Raw genomic sequence first — 17,343 nt, 5'->3', positions numbered from 1 at the left:
CCTACCCGCTCAGCATCGACAGGACCACGCGAGAGAGATCAGAGGGTCGCTCCACCAATTGGTCTGCACCGGACGATTCGAGTTCCTCCCGGCTGCCATATCCCCAGAGCACACCGAGGCCGCGCATCTCGACCGCGTGAGCGCCGGCAATGTCGTGGCGACGATCGCCGGCCATGAGGCCGTAAGAGGCGAAGACATTCTCTTCGGACAGGATATGGGCGAGCAGCTCCGGCTTATGATCCAGCTTGCCGCCTGGCACCGAGCCGTAGATGCCGTCGAAGTGCTGCGACAAGTTCAAGTTTTCCAGAATTCGCCGCGCGAAGACTTCGCGCTTCGATGTGGCGAGATAGATCCGCAATCCGGCGCGACGCATCTCGTCAAGCGCATCACTGATCCCGGGATAGAGTTCACTCCCGAGCAGACCGGTTGTGCCGTAGTGCTCGCGATAGGCCACGACGGCTTCATTGACCCGGTCGTCGCCGTACGCGGCAAGCAATACCTGCAGGATGTCTTCGAGCGGTGGCCCGATGGTTATATCGGGTGCCTTGGCGGGATCGTGTCCGAGCACACGCAATGCGGCTGAGCAGCTCGCGACAATGCCCGGGCGGGAATCGACCAGAGTTCCGTCGAGATCGAGGAGAACGGAACGGGTCTGAGGCACACCTCAGCCCTTCCCCATCGCTGCGATCGCGTCCGCGATCTCGATCGTGCGCCGGGCCATGTCGGCGTGCAGGCGCTCCACCATGGCGCCGTCGAGGCGGATCGCGCCGCGCGAGGCGTTCTCGGGCAGCTCGAACGCGGCGATGATCTTTCGGGCGCGCGCGACTTCCTCTTCGGGAGGCGTGAAGATCGCGTTGCAGGCGTCGATCTGCGAGGGGTGGATCAGCGTCTTGCCGTCGAAGCCGAGATCGCGGGCTTGCGCGCATTCGGTGGCGAAGCCGTCGGAATTGGCGATGTCGCTGTAGGGGCCGTCGAGGATCTCGAGGCCGTGGGCGCGCGTCGCCAGGATGCAGTGGGTGATCATCGGGATCATCGCGGCGCGGCCCGGCAGCATCCTGATGCGGGTTTCGCGCGAGATATCATTCGGGCCGAACACGAAACCGGAGAGGCGCCGCGATGGATCGCGTCCGGCGGCGGCCAGCTCCTCGGCGTGCAGCACCGCGCGCGCGGTCTCGATCATGGCCCAGACCTTCACGCTCGGCGCGGCGCCGAGCTCGGCGAGGCGGCGGCCGATGGCGTCGAGATCCTCGATGCTTGAAACTTTTGGAACCAGGATGCCGTCCGGCGATGCCTTGGCGGCCATCGCGACGTCATCGGCCCACCACGGCGTGTCGAGACCGTTGGTCCGGATCAAAATCTCGCGCTTGCCAAAACCCTTGGCCGCAATGGCGGCGGCGATGCCGTCACGTGCCGCCGCCTTGGCCTCGGGGGCGACCGAGTCTTCCAGATCGAGGATCAGCCCGTCGGCGGAGAGATTGCGCGCCTTTTCCAGCGCGCGGGGGTTGGAGCCGGGCATGAACAGATGGCTGCGGCGCGGGCGGGTCATGCAAGCGTTCCTTCCTCGTCTGTCGTCTGACATCAGCCGATAGCACTTGGACTGCCCATTCGAAAGGCTTGTTCACCCCAGCGGTCTATGATTAGGCATAGGTATGATGACATTCCCGAAGCATTTGCTGGAAGGCTACAAGGCCTTCGCCACCCAGCGGCTGCCGACCGAGCAGACCCGCTATCGCGAGCTGTCGGTGAAGGGGCAGTCGCCGGAAGTGATGGTGATCGGCTGCTGCGACAGCCGCGTCTCGCCGGAGGTGATCTTCGACGTCGGCCCCGGCGAATTGTTCGTCGTCCGCAACATCGCCAACCTCGTGCCGGTGTATCAGCCCGACGGCACCGCCCACGGCGTCTCGGCGGCGCTGGAATATGCCGTGACGGTGCTGAAGGTGAAGCACATCGTGGTGCTTGGCCACGCGCAATGCGGCGGCATCCGCGCCTTCGTCGACAAGATCGAGCCGCTCACGCCGGGCGACTTCATCGGCAAATGGATGCAGATGTTCATCAAGCCGGGCGAAGTGGTCGAGCAGCGCGAGCACGAGAGCATGGCGCAGTTCGTCGAGCGCATCGAGAAGGCCGCCGTGTTCCGCAGCCTGGAAAACCTGATGACCTTCCCGTTCGTGCGCAAGGCGGTGGAGAGCGGCCAGATGCAGACGCACGGCGCCTATTTCGGCGTCTCGGAGGGCTCGCTGTTCGTGCTGGACAAGACGACGAAGGAATTCAAGATGGCGAATGGCGAATAGCGAATGGCGAATGATCCACTCGCCATTCGCAACTCACCATTCGCCAGTTACGCCGCCTTCTTCTTCGCGCTGATCAGCTTGCGGTTGATCAGCACTTCGGCGATCTGGATCGCGTTGAGCGCTGCGCCCTTGCGGAGGTTGTCCGACACGCACCAGAGCACCAGACCGTTCTCCACGGTCGCGTCCTCGCGGATGCGGCTGATATAGGTGGCGTCCTCGCCGGCCGCCTCATAGGGCGTGGCGTAGCCGCCGGGCTCCTGCTTGTCGATGACGAGGCAGCCCGGCGAGGTGCGCAGGATGTTGCGGGCTTCGTCCGCGCTGATCGGGTTCTCGAACTCGATGTTGACGGCCTCGGAATGGCCGACGAACACCGGCACGCGCACGCAGGTGGCCGTAAGCTTGATCTTGGGATCAAGAATCTTCTTGGTCTCCGCCATCATCTTCCACTCTTCCTTGGTGTAGCCGTCCTCCATGAAGACGTCGATCTGGGGGATGACGTTGAAGGCGATGCGCGCAGGAAACTTCTTATTGACGATCTCGCTGTTGGTGTAGACGGCCTTGGTCTGCGAGAACAGCTCGTCCATCGCGTCCTTGCCGGCGCCCGATACCGATTGATAGGTCGAGACCACGACGCGCTTGATCGTGGCCTTGTCGTGCAGCGGCTTGAGCGCGACCACGAGCTGCGCGGTCGAGCAGTTCGGGTTGGCGATGATGTTCTTCTTCTTGAAGCCTTCCGTCGCAGCCGCGTTCACTTCCGGCACGATCAGCGGCACGTCCGGATCCATGCGCCAGGCCGAGGAGTTGTCGATCACGACCGCGCCGGCGGCGCCGATCTTCGGCGACCATTCCTTCGACACCGCGCCGCCCGCCGACATCAGGCAGATGTCGACGTCGGAGAAATCGTAGTGCTCGAGCGCTTTGACCTTCAGGGTACGGTCGCCATAGGAGACCTCGACGCCGACGCTGCGGCGCGAGGCCAGGGCCACGACCTCGTCCGCGGGAAATTTGCGCTCATCCAGGATGTTGAGCATTTCCCGTCCGACATTGCCGGTCGCGCCGACCACTGCGACTTTGTAACCCATCGTTCACTCTCCGATGAAAAAGCCCGTTCCTGAAGCTGACGCTTAAACAGGAAGAGCAGCGCTTCTATGCGAGAACCGGCCTCAAGACAACGTGGGACCATGCCTGAAGGCCGTGGATGCAGTCGCCTGAGGCCAGCACGGCCGTTAGCCCTACCCGGACCGCCATCCAGCTGGCGCTGCTCGCTTTCGCCGACGAGGTCGTCGGCACGCTGGCGCGCCTGTTCGCCTATGTGGGGACGCTCGCGCTGTTTGCCATCCTCGCCCTCGCAGCGCTGGGCCAGCTGCCCGATCTGCGCGACGACGAGCCGGCCGGGAGACCGGGCTGGAGCGTGGCGGACCGTTCACACCCGGCCTTCGCCGTCAGCCGACACGATTCTTCCGACAAAACAGCGTCTTACACCATCCTGAGGCACCCCGAAGGCGGCCGTAGGGACGTGCTGCGCTGGAGCGATGACGCGGGCAGGCCCGTGGCTGAGCTTGAAATCTACCGCCAAGGCGCCGAATTCGACGTGACACGGCCGGCGACCGCGGACCTCGCCGCCCGGATGGGCTTGGGCGCGGCCACCGCGCTCGAGCAGGCCGGCCTGATCGACACCAAATTCGGCCCCGTCGCCCTGTTCCGGCCAACCGGCACAATGGAGGGCGCGCAGGCTTGTCTCGGCTACCTCAAGCGCGGCGAGGAGCCGGCGCTCCAGATCTCCGGATTCACCTGCCAGGGCGACAGCCTGCCCGCCCGGCGCGCGGCGATCGCCTGCACGCTGAACCGGCTGACGCTGCTGGCCTCGGGCAACGAGCCGAGGCTGGCGGAATTGTTCGCCCATGCCGAGCTGAAGCGCGGCCGCTGTGACCCCGCGGGCCCGGCGGACTGGCTGCTGGGCGCCGCGAACGCGCAATTGCGCGGAGCGCTTTGATCAGCATCAAGCTCAAGTAGCTGGTTTGCATGCAACTTTTGCCGATGCGCACGATTATTCCCCGCTGGTGTGACCCAATTGACCTAGTTGCAGTCACCCCCGCCGGGCTAGTATGCGGTGAAATCGACTGGCGGCCTGCCGCCTGAAGGGGACGTGATGAGCTCGAAATTTTCTGCGGCGAACAAATTGGCGACCTGGCTTGCGGCGGGCGCCGTGATTGCCATCGCGTTCGCGACTCCGGCCTCGGCCGACACCAAGTCCAAGCAGCGCTATGACGATCGCGGCCGGCCCATCTACGGCCCGAGCGGCCCCAACGCGGTCTATCAGCAGGGCCGCACCCGCATCTATGTGAGCAAGCGCTCCTGGCTGGATGGCGGCACCGAGGTCAATCCGGGCGATCGCAAGTTCACCGACTACGCCTTCCCGCCGGCCGTTGGCTATCCGTCCTTCGCCCGCGAGAACCTGAACCGCCCGATCGATCGCCAGCCGCTCTCGCCGCCAGGCGATGTCGGCGGCTATCCGCAGAACTTCCCGCTGTACTGAGCGGACGAGGCGATCCAAATCAAAATGGCCGGGCTCACGCCCGGCCATTTTTGTTGTGATGAGATGGTCCGCCTCACGCGTTGGCCGCCGGGTCGTAACGCCGGCAAAATTCCCCGATCGCCTCGGAGCGGAAATCGCCGAGGCGCTCGAAGATGAGCGCATCCGGCCAATCCCACCAGGCGATCCGGCGCAGGCTTGCCGCGACCGATTCGTCAAAGCGCCTGCGGATGGGACGCGCGGGAACGCCGCCGACGATGGTGTAGGGCTCGACATCGCGGCTGACGACGGCGCCTGCGGCAATCACCGCGCCGTCGCCGACGCTCACGCCCGGCAGCAGGATGGCGGCGTGCCCGATCCAGACGTCATTGCCGACGATGACGCGGTCGCCGCGGCGCTCCGCGAAGAAGTCGCGGTCACGCGTCGCGCTCGTATCGTAATATTCGGGGCAGTAGGTGAAGCGATGCTGGGACGGCCGGCCCATCGGATGATTGGGCGCGCCGATCCGCACCGCGTTGGCGATGGCCGTGAACTTGCCGATCACCGCGTCGGCGACGTCGCAATTCTCGCCCAGATAGGAGTAGTCGCCGAGCGAGGCATATTCGATGCGCGTGCCCGCGAGCACCTCGCAACGGCGCCCGATCTGCGCCTCGCGCAGGCGCACCGTTTCATGGACGATGGTTTCCGCGATCTTGGGTCGGGAAGAGGCATCCATGAGGCGGGCTCCGAGAAGTCGTAGCCCGGGTGAGCGCAGCGACACCCGGGAACGCGACGGGCAAGTTCCCGGATATCGCTGCGCTCATCCGGGCTACGACAGATCGCTTACGCGTGCAGCTTCTGCAATTCCTTCAGGATCGCTTCGCCCATCTGCGTGGTGGAAGCAGCCGTGGTGCCTTCCGACTTGATGTCGGCGGTGCGCAGGCCGCTGGCGAGCACCGCGGCGATCGCGGCATCGACCTTGTCGGCGAGATCGCCCATGTCGAAGGAATAGCGCAGCGCCATGCCGAAGGACGAGATCATCGCGATCGGATTGGCGAGGCCCTTGCCGGCGATGTCGGGCGCGGAGCCGTGCACGGGCTCGTACAGCGCCTTGCGCTTCTTGCTCTTGACGTCGATCTCGCCGAGCGAGGCCGAGGGCAGCATGCCGAGCGATCCCGTCAGCATCGCCGCGATGTCGGACAGCATGTCGCCGAACAGGTTGTCGGTGACGATGACGTCGAACTGCTTCGGCCATTTCACCAGCATCATGCCGCCGGAATCGGCGAGCTGGTGCTCGAGCGTGACATCGGGGTATTCGCGCTTGTGAACCTGGGTCACGACCTCGTTCCAGAGCACGCCCGACTTCATGACGTTGCGCTTCTCCATCGACGTCACCTTGTTCTTGCGCTTCCTGGCAAGCTCGAAGGCGACGCGGGCGATGCGCTCGATCTCATAGGTGTCGTAGACCTGGGTATCGATGGCACGCTTCTGGCCGTTGCCGAGATCGGTGATGGTCTTGGGCTCGCCGAAATAGACGCCGCCGGTGAGCTCGCGCACGATCATGATATCGAGACCCTCGACCGCCTCGCGCTTCAGGCTGGAAGCATCGGCCAGCGCCGGGTAGCACACGGCGGGACGCAGGTTGGCGAACAGAGCGAGATCCTTGCGCAGGCGGAGCAGGCCGGCTTCGGGGCGCACCTCGTACGGAACCGCATCCCATTTCGGTCCGCCGACCGCGCCGAAGATCACGGCGTCGGCGTCCTTCGCCTTGGCCATGTCGCCTTCTGAGATCGAGACCTTGTGGGCGTCATAGGCGGAGCCGCCGACGAGACCGGTGTCGGTCTCGAACCTGGCGATCCCGGCCGCATTGAGCCAGTCGATCAGCCGCTTCACCTCGCCCATCACCTCGGGGCCGATACCGTCTCCGGGGAGCAGCAGCAGTTTGTGGGTCGCCATGGTCGTTCTTCCTCCGTTTCGTCATGGCCGGGCTTGTCCCGGCCATCCACGTCCTGGCTTGCGGCGCGAAGAACGTGGATGCCCGGCACAAGGCCGGGCATGACGGCATCTCGTGAATTTCGGCCGGAGTGCTAGAGCGGCGTTGCGTGCTTGGCAAGACACCATTGCCGGGGAGGCGGCTGTGCAAAACGGATGGAGCCTGCCACACTTCCTCCGCCGGAGTACCCCTTGCACGCCCCTGACGGCCTACCGCCCAACGCGCACCTCGCGCGGCTGATCCTGACCCTGTCGCTGGCTGCGACGGTCGGGCTCGGAATCGGCCGCTTTGCCTATGCGCTGGTGCTGCCGGACATGCGGGAGGACCTCGGCTGGTCCTACTCGGCCGCCGGTTTCATGAACACGATCAACGCCGTCGGCTATCTCGTGGGCGCGCTGGTGGCGTCCCGGCTGATCCAGCGCATCGGCTGGTCCGCGGCGATCCGCGGCGGGACCCTGGCCTGCCTCGCCGCGCTCGCCACCTGCGCGCTATCAGGCAATTTCGTCGCGCTGAGCCTGGCCCGTCTCGTGCTGGGCCTGGGCGCGGCAGTCGGCTTCGTCGCCGGCGGCGCGCTGGCCGCCACCATCGCGCAGTCGCGCCCGGAGCGGGCCAATTTCCTGCTGAGCCTGTTCTATGCCGGGCCCGGCATCGGCATTCTCGCCTCCGGCCTGATCGCTCCGTTCACGCTGCAACATTTCGGACCGGGCTCGTGGTGGATCGTCTGGTGGGCGCTGACGCTGCTGTCCGTCGCGATGACGATCCCGCTGTTCCTGATCCGCATCGAGAGCAGCGTCCGCTTCTCGGAAGGCAGCCACGCGTCGTTCGCGATCCTCCCCGTGCTGATCTACCTCGCCGGCTATTTCCTGTTCGGCGCCGGCTACATCGCCTACATGACCTTCATGATCGCCTATGTGCGCGACGGCGGCGGCGGGGCTGCGGCGCAGGCCGCGTTCTGGAGCCTGATCGGGCTGAGCGCCTTCGTCACGCCCTGGGCCTGGCGCGGGGTGCTGGCGCTGGACCGCGGCGGCCTCGCCACCGCGATCATCCTGGGTACCAACGCGCTGGGCGCGGCACTGCCGATCCTCGGGCATTCGCCGGCATGGCTCGCGGTCTCCGCCGTCGTGTTCGGCGTCGCCTTCTTCGCCGTGGTCGGCTCGACCACGGCCTTCGTGCGCTTCAACTATCCATCCGAGGTGTGGCCGACCGCGATCGCCGCGATGACGATCTCGTTCGGCGTCGGCCAGACGCTGGGGCCGATCGTGGTCGGCGCGATCACGGATGCGCTGGGGAGCCTGAGCTACGCGCTGAACGTGTCGGCGGGGTTGCTGGCGCTCGGGGCGGTGCTGTCGCTGTGCCAAAGGAAGGTGGCCTAGAGGGCGAATGGCGAATAGTGAGTGGCGAATGGGAACGGACTGGCTTCAGTGCTTCTCTATTCGCTACTCCCCATTCGCCATTCGCCCTTTTAGCTCCCACTAAACGAATTATACCCCTGGTCTTCCCAATAGCCGCCCTTGTAGTCGTTGGTGACTTCCATGGAGACCACGTATTTCGGGTTCTTGAAGCCGAGCTTCGTCGGCACGCGGATCTTCATCGGGAAACCGTACGCGCGCGGCAAGATCTCGCTCGCGTATTTGAACGTCATCTGGGTCTGCGGATGCAGCGCGGAGCGCATGTCGAGCGGCGAGTTGTAGCCGTCCTTGTCGGCGCACTGGAACCAGACATATTTGGCGCGGGTGTCGGCGCCGATCAACTTGAGGAAATCGCGCATGGGCGTGCCGGTCCAGCTGCCGATCGCGCTCCAGCCCTCGACGCAGATGTGACGCGTGATCTGCGTGACCTGCGGCAGCTTGTAGAGCTCGTCCAGCGTCCATGACTTCTTGTTGTCGACGAGACCGCGCACCTCGAGCTTCCAGTCGGCGCCGTCGATATCGGGCGCGTCGTCGAGATCGTAATAGGCGTTGAACGGAAACGGCTTGGTGATCGCGCTCTCGGGAAAGGTCGGCGCCAGCGCATCCGGATTGAACATCCAGGCCTGCACGGCGTCGTTGAACTTCGAGACCTTGGCGAGCATGGTTTCGGCCGAGGACGAGTCGACGACGTCGCAGCCGGTGAGCAGCGTCAGCGCCCCGAGACTGGCACCGCCTGCGATGAAGCGGCGGCGGGTGACATCGGGCATCGTCTTGAGGGAGTCCTTGATCAGGAGCCGCTTGTCGACGCCGGGAATCAGGAATGAGCGCTTTGCCATAGTCTCCTCCTCAGCGGCCGATGATCATGGCGCGCAGGCTCTTCGGCACCAGCAGCGCGAGAAGGACATGGATGACGAGGAATGCGCAGATCGCGGCCATGCAGAAGAAGTGGACATAGCGCGCGGCCGGATAATCGCCGAACAGCATCACGAGGTAATAGAGCTGCACCGGCTTCCATATCGCAAGCCCCGACAACACGATCAGCACGCCGACCACGATGATGCCGGCATAGAGCAGGCGCTGCACGTAGTTGTAGACGGTGAGATCGTCATGGCCGAGCTTGAAGGTCAGCGCCGCCCTGGCGTCGTGAAGCACCCCGGACGCCGTGATCGGCAGCAGCTTCCTGCGGAAGCGGCCGGTGACGATGCCGGTGACGAGATAGGCGAGGCCGTTGATCATCAGCAGCCACATCGCCGCAAAGTGCCAGAGCAGGCCGCCGCCGAGCCAGCCGCCAAGCGTATATTCGCGCGGGAAGCTGAAGCCGAACAGCGGCGAGGCGTTGTAGATCTGCCAGCCCGACAGGATCATCAGGATCATGGCAAGCGCGTTGACCCAGTGCATGATCCGCACCCAGGCCGGCTGGATCACTTTGGCCGGGGTGACCCCGACCCGCTCGTCGGTGACTGTGAGACTCGCCATGCTGGTTCCGTCCTGAAGATCGTCTGACGGTAATTATACGCCGAAGTTTCCGCTTTCGTTACGCCCTGTCCGGCATCGAATCGATGCTGCGAGCTTATCGCGGTCACAAAAAAGCGAGCCGGGGACCCCCGGCTCGCCGTCTCGAAGCACCCTGTTCGGGGGATGAAACGGGGGCGCGCGGTGTTACGTCGCCGGCATCAGCACGGTATCGACCACATGGATCACGCCGTTCGACTGGTTGACGTTGGAGATCGTCACCATCGAGGTGCCGCCCTTGGCATCGACGATCCAGACCTTGCCGTCCTGCTTCTTCACAGTGAGCTCCTCGCCCTCGGCGGTCTTCAGCTTCTTGCCGTCGGTGAGGTCGGAGGCATCGAGCTTGCCGGGCACGACATGGTAGGTGAGGATCTTGGTCAGCGTCGCCTTGTTCTCGGGCTTGACCAGATTGTCGACGGTGCCGGCCGGCAGCTTGCCGAAGGCGGCGTTGGTCGGCGCGAACACCGTGAACGGACCCTTGCTTTCCAGCGTCGGCACCAGGCCCGCCGCCTTCACCGCCGCCACCAGCGTGGTGTGGTCCTTGGAGTTGACCGCGTTCTGGACGATGTTCTTCGACGGGAACATCGCAGCGCCGCCGACCATGACGGTCTTCTCCTCGGCGCTGGCCGGCGCGACGACGGTCGCGGTGATGGCGAGGGCGCTGAAGGCGGCGGCAGCGAGATAGGCAATGCGCTTCGACATGGAGATCTCCCGATTGAATGGTGACCGGCGTGGCCGGCATTGAGTTGGGGCAACAACGGCAGCTGCGACAGTCGAGGGGTGATGCAGCAGCGCCGTCGTTGCACCGAACTACGGGAGGGTTTGGGTTGCGGTTTCGCGGAAAAATTCTTTGTGATGCGTGAAACTATGCGGCGGCGCGTCCGTGTATGAGGCGAGCACGCTGCGACACACTCAAATGTCGTCCCGGACAAGCGAAGCGCAGATCCGGGACCCATACGCACAGGGAGCAGTTTGGCGAAGACTCGGAGTGACCCGTTGCGCGCGACAATTTCTCCCTGTGGTTATGGGTCCCGGGTTGGCGACTGCGTCGCGCCCCGGGACGACGAGGAGAGTTTGCCGCACGGTCTTCGCGTCTCAATCCCTGTTGTTCGGCGTCTGGATGAAGCCGCGATTATGCGTCGGGCTGATCAGCAGCTCGTTGATGCAGACGCGCGGCGGCATCGACGCGATGAACGCGCCTGCTCCTCCTCGCTCGGCACCACCGGGCGCAGCTTCAGGATCGGGGTCGCCACTTCGCCCGGCATCAGGCAGCAGGCGCGCAGGCCGTTGACGCATTCGTCCATGTTGAAGGAATGGGTCAGCGCCAGCACCGCATGCTTGGTCGTGGTGTAGGCCGGACCCGGCATCTTCGAGACGTGTCGGCCGGCCCAGGACGAGACGTTGATGATCGCGCCGTCCTTCTGCTTGCGCATCGTCGGCAGCACGGCGCGCATGCAATAGAGCACGCCATTGAGATTGACCTGGACCAGCTTGTCCCAGCCTTCCAGTTCCATGTCCTTCCAGCTGCGCTTGGGGAGATTGATGCCGGCATTGTTGACGAGGAGGTCAATGCGGCCGTGCTTTGCGACGATCTGATCGGCCGCCTTCTGGGCCTCGGCCGCATTGGAGACGTCGAGCGCAATGGCCTCGGCCGCTCCGCCCGCCCCGGTGATCCTGGCAACCACGGTATCCAGGGCATCCTTGCGGCGGCCCGAGACCACCACCGTCCAGCCGTCGGCAGCCAACGCCTCGGCGCCGGCTTCCCCGATCCCACTGCCGCCGCCCGTGACCCAGGCCACGCGTTTCCCGTTTTTTGACATGCAAACTGTCTCCGTTGCTTCTGCGGGGCGGTTTTTGCTAATCCAGCCCTCGGTTTTGACCGGCCTCTGCCGGCGAGGAATGTTGCATGAACCAAGCTGCCGACGCCAACCTGTTTTCCCGCCTGTTCGATGGCCTGGACGATCCCAAGCGGCTCGCGATCGAGACGCATGACGGCGTCCATATCAGCTATGGCGATCTGATCGCGCGCGCGGGGCAGATGGCGAACGTGCTGGTCGCCCGCGGCGTGAAGCCGGGCGACCGCGTCGCGGTGCAGGTGGAAAAGTCGGTCGCCAATATCGTTCTCTATCTCGGGACGGTGCGGGCCGGCGCGGTCTATCTGCCGCTCAACACTGCCTATACGCTGAACGAGCTCGACTATTTCATCGGCGATGCCGAGCCGTCGCTCGTGGTCTGCGATCCCTCAAAGGCAGAAGGCCTCGCCCCCATTGCGGCGAAGGTGAAGGCCAAGGTCGAGACGCTCGGCCCCGACGGCAAGGGCTCGCTGACGGAGGCCGCCGACAAGGCGGGCAGCGAATTCGCGACGGTGGCGCGCGAAAACGACGATCTCGCCGCGATCCTCTACACCTCGGGCACCACCGGCCGCTCCAAGGGCGCGATGCTCACGCACGACAATCTCGCGTCGAACTCGCTGAGCCTCGTCGACTATTGGCGCTTCACCGATAGGGACGTGCTGATCCACGCGCTTCCGATCTACCATACGCACGGCCTGTTCGTGGCGACCAACGTGACGCTGTTCGCGCGGGCGTCGATGATCTTCCTGCCGAAGCTCGATCCTGATCTGATCATCAAGCTGATGGCGCGCGCGACGGTGCTGATGGGCGTGCCGACGTTCTACACGCGGCTCCTGCAGAATCCCGCGCTGTCGCACGAGACCACGAAACACATGCGGCTGTTCATCTCGGGCTCGGCGCCGCTGCTCGCCGACACCCACCGCGAATGGTCGGCGCGCACGGGACATGCGGTGCTCGAGCGCTACGGCATGACCGAAACCAACATGAACACGTCGAACCCCTACGACGGCGAGCGCGTGCCCGGCGCGGTCGGTTTTCCCCTTCCCGGCGTTTCGGTGCGCGTCACCGATCCCGAGACCGGCAAGGAATTGCCGCGCGAGGAGATCGGCATGATCGAGGTGAAGGGCCCGAACGTGTTCAAGGGCTATTGGCGCATGCCGGAGAAGACCAAGGCCGAATTCCGGCCGGATGGATTCTTCATCACCGGCGATCTCGGCAAGATCGACGCCAAGGGCTACGTCCACATCCTCGGCCGCGGCAAGGATCTCGTGATCTCCGGCGGCTTCAACGTGTACCCGAAGGAGATCGAGAGCGAGATCGACGCCATGCCTGGTGTGGTCGAGTCCGCCGTGATCGGGGTGCCGCATGCCGATTTCGGCGAGGGTGTCACGGCGGTGCTGGTCTGCAACAAGGGCGCCGATGTCAGCGAAGCCTCGGTGCTCAAGGCGCTCGACGGCCGGCTCGCCAAGTTCAAGATGCCCAAGCGCGTCTTCGTCGTCGACGAGCTGCCGCGCAACACCATGGGCAAGGTGCAGAAGAACGTGCTGCGCGATACGTACAAGGATATCTACGCGAAGACGTAGCGTGCTCCGCTCTCTCGGCGTCATTGCGGGGAGCTCTTGCGACGAAGCAATCCAGGCTGCCTTTGCGGAAGGATTCTGGATTGCTTCCGCCTTCGCCAAGGCTTCGGCGGACAGGTCGCTGCGCTCGCAATTGACGAACGTTGCGGCGGCTACAGCCCGCCCACCAGACTCAGCACGAACCGGCTGCCGACGATCAACAAATAGCACCCGAACGCGGCCTCCAGCGTCCGCTTCGACATCGCATGCGCGGCTCTCACGCCGAGCGGTGCCGTCACAAGACTCATCGGCATCACCAGCACGGCACCGATCAGCGAGACGTAGCCGAGCGCGAAGGGAGCCTGCAGGGCCGCGACGGCCGGATATTTCGCCGCCGCCGGCCAGCCGGCATAGACGTAGCCGAGCGCGCCGGGAATCGAGATCAGCACCGCGAGCGCCGACGAGGTCGCAACGGCCTGGTGGATCGGACGGCTATAGAAGGTCATCAGCAGGTTCGAGAACAGGCCGCCTCCGATGCCCATCAAGGTCGACAAGATGCCGACGCAGAAGCCGTAGACGCGCATCAATGGGCCCTTCGGCAGATCGTCGCCGAGCTTCCAGGTCTCGCGCGCGAAGATCAGCCGGACCGCGGCCGACCAGGCGACGGCCACGAACACGATCTTGAACAGCCGCTCCGGCGCGTAGCGCGCGATCACGCTGCCGGCGAGGACGCCGATCACGATCGGCAGCCACCAGACGCGCAGGATCGTCATGTCGACCGCCCCGCGCTTGTAATGCGCCTGGAACGAGCGGATCGAGGTCGGGATGATCACGGCGAGCGAGGTGCCGACACACAGCGGCATCCGCACCTCTAGCGGTACGCCGGCGATGCGGAAGCACTCATAGAACACCGGCACGAGGATCGCGCCGCCGCCGATGCCGAACACGCCGGCCAGAAATCCCGAGAGCGCGCCGGTTGCGATCAGCAGCAGCGCGAGCTCGACGATTTCCTTGATATCGAGACCCGCGATCACCCCGAACTGCCCCGCCGACTGGCGCAGCTCCTCCGAAGCATCGGCTCGGATCTGGCTGCGGGCAAAGCTGTAGGCGATCTGACCGATCTGGTCGACATGCCGGGGCAGCCCGGCTGGGGTGGAATGCGGGCTGCGCATATCGGCCGTCAGCGCGCCATGGCGCCGTTGAGCTGCGTGCGAAGATTCCGTCCCAGGGAATGAGCGGCAGGCTGCGCCGATGCGCTGGCCGGCGCGAACCGCCGATGGCAAATGGGCGGATTAGAGGAGTTCCAATAGCGATTTCAATGCGCCTTGCCGCGTCGACCCAAAAATATGAATCTATATTCCTATCTTGGTTGGTGGACCGCGGGCCTGGTATACCAAGAGCCGGATTGGCCTTGGTTCATCAAGACCATAGAGCTGAACCCAAGTTCGATTTATGGCGATTTGGTGATTGCGCCGGCCAGATCGACTCCGTAAATAGAGCCGACCTTTCGCGATCCCCGCGCGCCCCATGCTGGGCCGCAACAAACATCAAAAGCCGCCCATGACCGCACGGATCGAACGACCGCTTTCGCCGCACATCCAAACCTATCGCTGGACCCTGACGATGGCGCTGTCCATCGTTCACCGTGCCACCGGCATCGCTCTCTACGTCGGAACGCTGCTGCTGGCCTGGTGGCTGATCGCGGCAGCCTCCGGCCCGACCGCCTACGCCCACGTCCAGGCCTTCACCGGCAGCATCATCGGCCGCCTGATCGTGTTCGGCTACACCTGGGCGCTGATGCACCACATGCTGAGCGGCATCCGGCATTTCGTGTGGGACCTCGGCTACGGCTTCAAGGCCAACGAGCGCGAAGCCCTGACCTGGGGCGCCCTGATCGGCGGCATCGTGCTGACGGTGCTGATCTGGATCATCGCCTATGCGATCGGAGGCGGACGATGAGCTACAGCGAATCCCACGGCTCTCCGAAGCCGCCGTCGATGCGTACCCCGCTCGGCCGCGTCCGCAATCTCGGCGCGGCGCATTCCGGCACCTCCGATTTCTGGCGCCAGCGCATCACTGGCGTCGCCATGACGCTGCTGATGATTCCGGTTGTGGTCATCGTGATGATGCTGCTCGGCCGCAACCAGGCCGGCGCTGCCCAGATCCTCGGCTCGCTGCCGATCGCGGTGATCCTGCTGCTCTTCATCTTCGCCAGCGCCTGGCACATGAAGATCGGGATGCAGGTGGTGATCGAGGACTACGTCCATAACGAGAAGCTGAAGCTCACCGCGATCATGCTCAACAACTTCTTCTCGATCGCCGTCGCACTCGCCTCGACCTATGCGATCCTGAAACTTTCTTCCGGAGTGTAACCCATGGCCGCCACAACGAATGGCACGGGCAACGGCGCTCCCGCCACCAACGGCAAAGCCTATCCGATCGAAGACCACACCTACGACGTCGTCGTGGTCGGCGCCGGCGGCGCCGGCCTGCGCGCGGTGGTCGGCTGCAGCGAGGCCGGACTTCGCACCGCCTGCATCACAAAGGTGTTTCCGACCCGCTCGCACACGGTCGCGGCGCAGGGCGGCATCTCCGCCTCGCTCGGCAACATGCACAAGGACGACTGGCGCTGGCACATGTACGACACCGTGAAGGGGTCGGACTGGCTGGGCGACCAGGACGCGATCGAATACATGGTGCGCAACGCGCCCGAGGCGGTCTACGAGCTCGAGCATTGGGGCGTGCCGTTCTCGCGCACCGAGGACGGCAAGATCTACCAGCGCCCGTTCGGCGGCATGACCCTGGACTACGGCAAGGGCCAGGCGCAGCGCACCTGCGCCGCCGCCGACCGCACCGGCCACGCGATGCTGCATACGATGTACGGCCAGTCGCTGCGCCATGCGGCCGAGTTCTTCATCGAATTCTTCGCCATCGACCTGATCATGGACGACCAGGGCACCTGCCGCGGCGTCATCGCGCTGAAGCTCGACGACGGCACGCTGCACCGCTTCCGCGCCCAGACCGTGATCCTCGCCACCGGCGGCTATGGCCGCGCCTACGCCTCCTGCACCTCGGCACACACCTGCACCGGCGACGGCGGCGGCATGGTGCTGCGCGCCGGCCTGCCGCTGCAGGACATGGAGTTCGTGCAGTTCCATCCGACCGGCATCTACGGCTCGGGCTGCCTCGTCACCGAAGGCGCGCGCGGCGAAGGCGGCTATCTCGTCAACTCCGAGGGCGAGCGCTTCATGGAGCGCTATGCGCCGTCGGCGAAGGACCTTGCCTCGCGCGACGTGGTCTCGCGCGCGATGACGATCGAGATCCGCGAAGGACGCGGCGTCGGCAAGAAAAAGGATCACATCTTCCTGCATCTCGACCATCTCGATCCCGCCGTGCTGGCCGAGCGCCTGCCGGGCATCTCGGAATCCGCAAAGATCTTCGCCAATGTCGACGTGACGCGCGAGCCGATCCCGATCGTGCCGACGGTGCACTACAACATGGGCGGCATCCCCACGAATTATCACGGCGAAGTCCTGACCAAGAGGGACGGCGACGACAATGCGGTGATCCCCGGCCTGATGGCGATCGGCGAAGCCGCCTGCGTCTCCGTGCACGGCGCCAACCGGCTCGGCTCCAACTCGCTGATCGACCTCGTCGTGTTCGGCCGCGCCGCAGCGCTCCGCCTCGCCGAGAAGCTCACGCCTAACGGCAAGCAGCCCGAGCTGCCGGCGAACTCGGCCGAGATGGCGCTCGGCCGCCTTGACCATTTCCGTTATGCCTCCGGCGGCACCCCGACCGCGAAGCTGCGCGAGGGCATGCAGCACGTGATGCAGAACAATTGCGCGGTGTTCCGCACCGGCGAGGTGCTGAGCGAAGGCCAGAACCTGATCCAGAAGGTCCACAGCGGCATCAGCGACATCGCCGTGTCCGACCGCTCGCTGGTCTGGAATTCGGACCTCGTCGAGACGCTGGAGTTCGACAACCTGATCTCGCAGGCGGTGGTGACGATGAACTCGGCCGCCAACCGCACCGAGAGCCGCGGCGCCCATGCGCGCGAGGACTTCTCCGAGCGCGACGACAAGAACTGGATGAAGCACACGCTGGCCTGGCTGGACGATACCGGCAAGGTCAGGATCGAGTACCGCCCGGTTCACGACTACACCATGACCAACGACGTGCAGTACATCCCGCCGAAGGCGCGCGTGTATTGATCG

The 17,343-nt window shown here is 65.0% G+C and carries 17 protein-coding genes and 1 pseudogene; 8 read left to right on the top strand and 10 right to left on the bottom strand.

The window, feature by feature from the left end; translation table 11 throughout:
* Position 1: 1 nt before the first annotated feature.
* Both AC1RQP_RS14825 and AC1RQP_RS14820 read right to left on the bottom strand, forming a co-directional pair.
* Positions 2 to 661 (bottom strand): HAD hydrolase-like protein, encoded by a 660-nt coding sequence (locus AC1RQP_RS14825; RefSeq protein ID WP_492937505.1) that lies wholly within the window; start codon positions 659 to 661, stop codon positions 2 to 4.
* Positions 662 to 664: 3 nt separating this feature from the next.
* On the bottom strand, positions 665 to 1,546 hold the full coding sequence (locus AC1RQP_RS14820; protein ID WP_239628864.1) for an HpcH/HpaI aldolase/citrate lyase family protein: 882 nt from the start codon (positions 1,544 to 1,546) through the stop codon (positions 665 to 667).
* A gap of 103 nt (positions 1,547 to 1,649) precedes the next feature.
* Here AC1RQP_RS14820 and AC1RQP_RS14815 point away from each other — a divergent pair, with 103 nt between their 5' ends.
* A complete protein-coding gene (locus AC1RQP_RS14815; protein ID WP_239628862.1) occupies positions 1,650 to 2,291 on the top strand; it encodes a carbonic anhydrase in 642 nt (213 codons plus the stop codon).
* A gap of 47 nt (positions 2,292 to 2,338) precedes the next feature.
* On the opposite strand, the gene AC1RQP_RS14810 is transcribed toward AC1RQP_RS14815, so the two are convergent.
* On the bottom strand, positions 2,339 to 3,373 hold the full coding sequence (locus AC1RQP_RS14810) for an aspartate-semialdehyde dehydrogenase (protein ID WP_239628860.1): 1,035 nt from the start codon (positions 3,371 to 3,373) through the stop codon (positions 2,339 to 2,341).
* A 116-nt stretch (positions 3,374 to 3,489) separates the two neighbouring features.
* Between AC1RQP_RS14810 and AC1RQP_RS14805 the strand changes: the two genes are divergently transcribed.
* Positions 3,490 to 4,284 carry a hypothetical protein gene (locus AC1RQP_RS14805; RefSeq protein ID WP_492937504.1) on the top strand — a complete coding sequence of 265 codons (795 nt, stop codon included), beginning with the start codon at positions 3,490 to 3,492 and terminating at the stop codon, positions 4,282 to 4,284.
* 156 nt (positions 4,285 to 4,440) lie between these two features.
* Positions 4,441 to 4,827, top strand: coding sequence for a hypothetical protein (locus AC1RQP_RS14800; protein ID WP_239628850.1), 387 nt, complete (start codon positions 4,441 to 4,443; stop codon positions 4,825 to 4,827).
* A gap of 73 nt (positions 4,828 to 4,900) precedes the next feature.
* On the opposite strand, the gene AC1RQP_RS14795 is transcribed toward AC1RQP_RS14800, so the two are convergent.
* Positions 4,901 to 5,539, bottom strand: coding sequence for a DapH/DapD/GlmU-related protein (locus tag AC1RQP_RS14795; RefSeq protein WP_492937503.1), 639 nt, complete (start codon positions 5,537 to 5,539; stop codon positions 4,901 to 4,903).
* A 107-nt stretch (positions 5,540 to 5,646) separates the two neighbouring features.
* Positions 5,647 to 6,759 (bottom strand): 3-isopropylmalate dehydrogenase, encoded by a 1,113-nt coding sequence (leuB, locus tag AC1RQP_RS14790; protein WP_492937501.1) that lies wholly within the window; start codon positions 6,757 to 6,759, stop codon positions 5,647 to 5,649.
* A gap of 228 nt (positions 6,760 to 6,987) precedes the next feature.
* Between leuB and AC1RQP_RS14785 the strand changes: the two genes are divergently transcribed.
* Complete coding sequence (locus tag AC1RQP_RS14785; RefSeq protein ID WP_239628845.1) at positions 6,988 to 8,169, top strand: YbfB/YjiJ family MFS transporter; 1,182 nt, start codon at positions 6,988 to 6,990, stop codon at positions 8,167 to 8,169.
* Between the two features lie 89 nt (positions 8,170 to 8,258).
* Here the strand turns inward: AC1RQP_RS14785 and AC1RQP_RS14780 are convergent, their stop codons facing one another.
* The 4 genes and pseudogenes from AC1RQP_RS14780 to AC1RQP_RS14765 all read right to left on the bottom strand — a co-directional run bounded on the left by AC1RQP_RS14780 (position 8,259) and on the right by AC1RQP_RS14765 (position 11,537).
* Entirely contained in the window at positions 8,259 to 9,041 is a 783-nt protein-coding gene (locus AC1RQP_RS14780) for a molybdopterin-binding protein (RefSeq protein WP_239628844.1), read from the bottom strand.
* A 10-nt stretch (positions 9,042 to 9,051) separates the two neighbouring features.
* Entirely contained in the window at positions 9,052 to 9,681 is a 630-nt protein-coding gene (locus tag AC1RQP_RS14775; RefSeq protein WP_492937500.1) for a cytochrome b/b6 domain-containing protein, read from the bottom strand.
* A 183-nt stretch (positions 9,682 to 9,864) separates the two neighbouring features.
* Positions 9,865 to 10,419: a fasciclin domain-containing protein gene (locus tag AC1RQP_RS14770; RefSeq protein WP_239628840.1), complete on the bottom strand. Its 555-nt coding sequence runs from the start codon at positions 10,417 to 10,419 to the stop codon at positions 9,865 to 9,867.
* A 393-nt stretch (positions 10,420 to 10,812) separates the two neighbouring features.
* A pseudogene (locus AC1RQP_RS14765) lies at positions 10,813 to 11,537 on the bottom strand (SDR family oxidoreductase).
* Between the two features lie 86 nt (positions 11,538 to 11,623).
* Here AC1RQP_RS14765 and AC1RQP_RS14760 point away from each other — a divergent pair.
* A complete protein-coding gene (locus AC1RQP_RS14760) occupies positions 11,624 to 13,153 on the top strand; it encodes a malonate--CoA ligase (protein WP_239628837.1) in 1,530 nt (509 codons plus the stop codon).
* A 149-nt stretch (positions 13,154 to 13,302) separates the two neighbouring features.
* Here the strand turns inward: AC1RQP_RS14760 and AC1RQP_RS14755 are convergent, their stop codons facing one another.
* Entirely contained in the window at positions 13,303 to 14,163 is an 861-nt protein-coding gene (locus AC1RQP_RS14755) for a sulfite exporter TauE/SafE family protein (protein WP_492937863.1), read from the bottom strand.
* A 526-nt stretch (positions 14,164 to 14,689) separates the two neighbouring features.
* Here AC1RQP_RS14755 and sdhC point away from each other — a divergent pair.
* The 3 genes from sdhC to sdhA are packed head-to-tail and all read left to right on the top strand — an operon-like array spanning position 14,690 to position 17,340.
* A complete protein-coding gene (sdhC, locus tag AC1RQP_RS14750; protein WP_061880145.1) occupies positions 14,690 to 15,088 on the top strand; it encodes a succinate dehydrogenase, cytochrome b556 subunit in 399 nt (132 codons plus the stop codon).
* A gap of 38 nt (positions 15,089 to 15,126) precedes the next feature.
* On the top strand, positions 15,127 to 15,501 hold the full coding sequence (gene sdhD, locus AC1RQP_RS14745; RefSeq protein ID WP_194393993.1) for a succinate dehydrogenase, hydrophobic membrane anchor protein: 375 nt from the start codon (positions 15,127 to 15,129) through the stop codon (positions 15,499 to 15,501).
* A gap of 3 nt (positions 15,502 to 15,504) precedes the next feature.
* A complete protein-coding gene (gene sdhA / locus AC1RQP_RS14740) occupies positions 15,505 to 17,340 on the top strand; it encodes a succinate dehydrogenase flavoprotein subunit (protein ID WP_492937499.1) in 1,836 nt (611 codons plus the stop codon).
* The last annotated feature ends 3 nt before the right edge of the window (positions 17,341 to 17,343 follow it).

Source organism: Bradyrhizobium sp. GW821-FHT13H06, from assembly GCF_058803975.1.
Note: the sequence above shows the minus strand (reverse complement) of the source record. Positions and strands in the feature narration are given on the sequence as shown.

Excerpts from the sequence above, each read along its gene's own strand:
- AC1RQP_RS14820 (WP_239628864.1), bottom strand. The coding sequence starts at position 1,546 with ATGACCCGCCCGCGCCGCAGCCATCTGTTCATGCCCGGCTCCAACCCC.
- AC1RQP_RS14815 (WP_239628862.1), top strand. The coding sequence starts at position 1,650 with ATGATGACATTCCCGAAGCATTTGCTGGAAGGCTACAAGGCCTTCGCC.
- AC1RQP_RS14810 (WP_239628860.1), bottom strand. The coding sequence starts at position 3,373 with ATGGGTTACAAAGTCGCAGTGGTCGGCGCGACCGGCAATGTCGGACGG.
- AC1RQP_RS14805 (WP_492937504.1), top strand. The coding sequence starts at position 3,490 with ATGCAGTCGCCTGAGGCCAGCACGGCCGTTAGCCCTACCCGGACCGCC.
- AC1RQP_RS14800 (WP_239628850.1), top strand. The coding sequence starts at position 4,441 with ATGAGCTCGAAATTTTCTGCGGCGAACAAATTGGCGACCTGGCTTGCG.
- AC1RQP_RS14795 (WP_492937503.1), bottom strand. The coding sequence starts at position 5,539 with ATGGATGCCTCTTCCCGACCCAAGATCGCGGAAACCATCGTCCATGAA.
- leuB (WP_492937501.1), bottom strand. The coding sequence starts at position 6,759 with ATGGCGACCCACAAACTGCTGCTGCTCCCCGGAGACGGTATCGGCCCC.
- AC1RQP_RS14780 (WP_239628844.1), bottom strand. The coding sequence starts at position 9,041 with ATGGCAAAGCGCTCATTCCTGATTCCCGGCGTCGACAAGCGGCTCCTG.
- AC1RQP_RS14775 (WP_492937500.1), bottom strand. The coding sequence starts at position 9,681 with ATGGCGAGTCTCACAGTCACCGACGAGCGGGTCGGGGTCACCCCGGCC.
- AC1RQP_RS14770 (WP_239628840.1), bottom strand. The coding sequence starts at position 10,419 with ATGTCGAAGCGCATTGCCTATCTCGCTGCCGCCGCCTTCAGCGCCCTC.
- AC1RQP_RS14760 (WP_239628837.1), top strand. The coding sequence starts at position 11,624 with ATGAACCAAGCTGCCGACGCCAACCTGTTTTCCCGCCTGTTCGATGGC.
- sdhC (WP_061880145.1), top strand. The coding sequence starts at position 14,690 with ATGACCGCACGGATCGAACGACCGCTTTCGCCGCACATCCAAACCTAT.
- sdhD (WP_194393993.1), top strand. The coding sequence starts at position 15,127 with ATGCGTACCCCGCTCGGCCGCGTCCGCAATCTCGGCGCGGCGCATTCC.
- sdhA (WP_492937499.1), top strand. The coding sequence starts at position 15,505 with ATGGCCGCCACAACGAATGGCACGGGCAACGGCGCTCCCGCCACCAAC.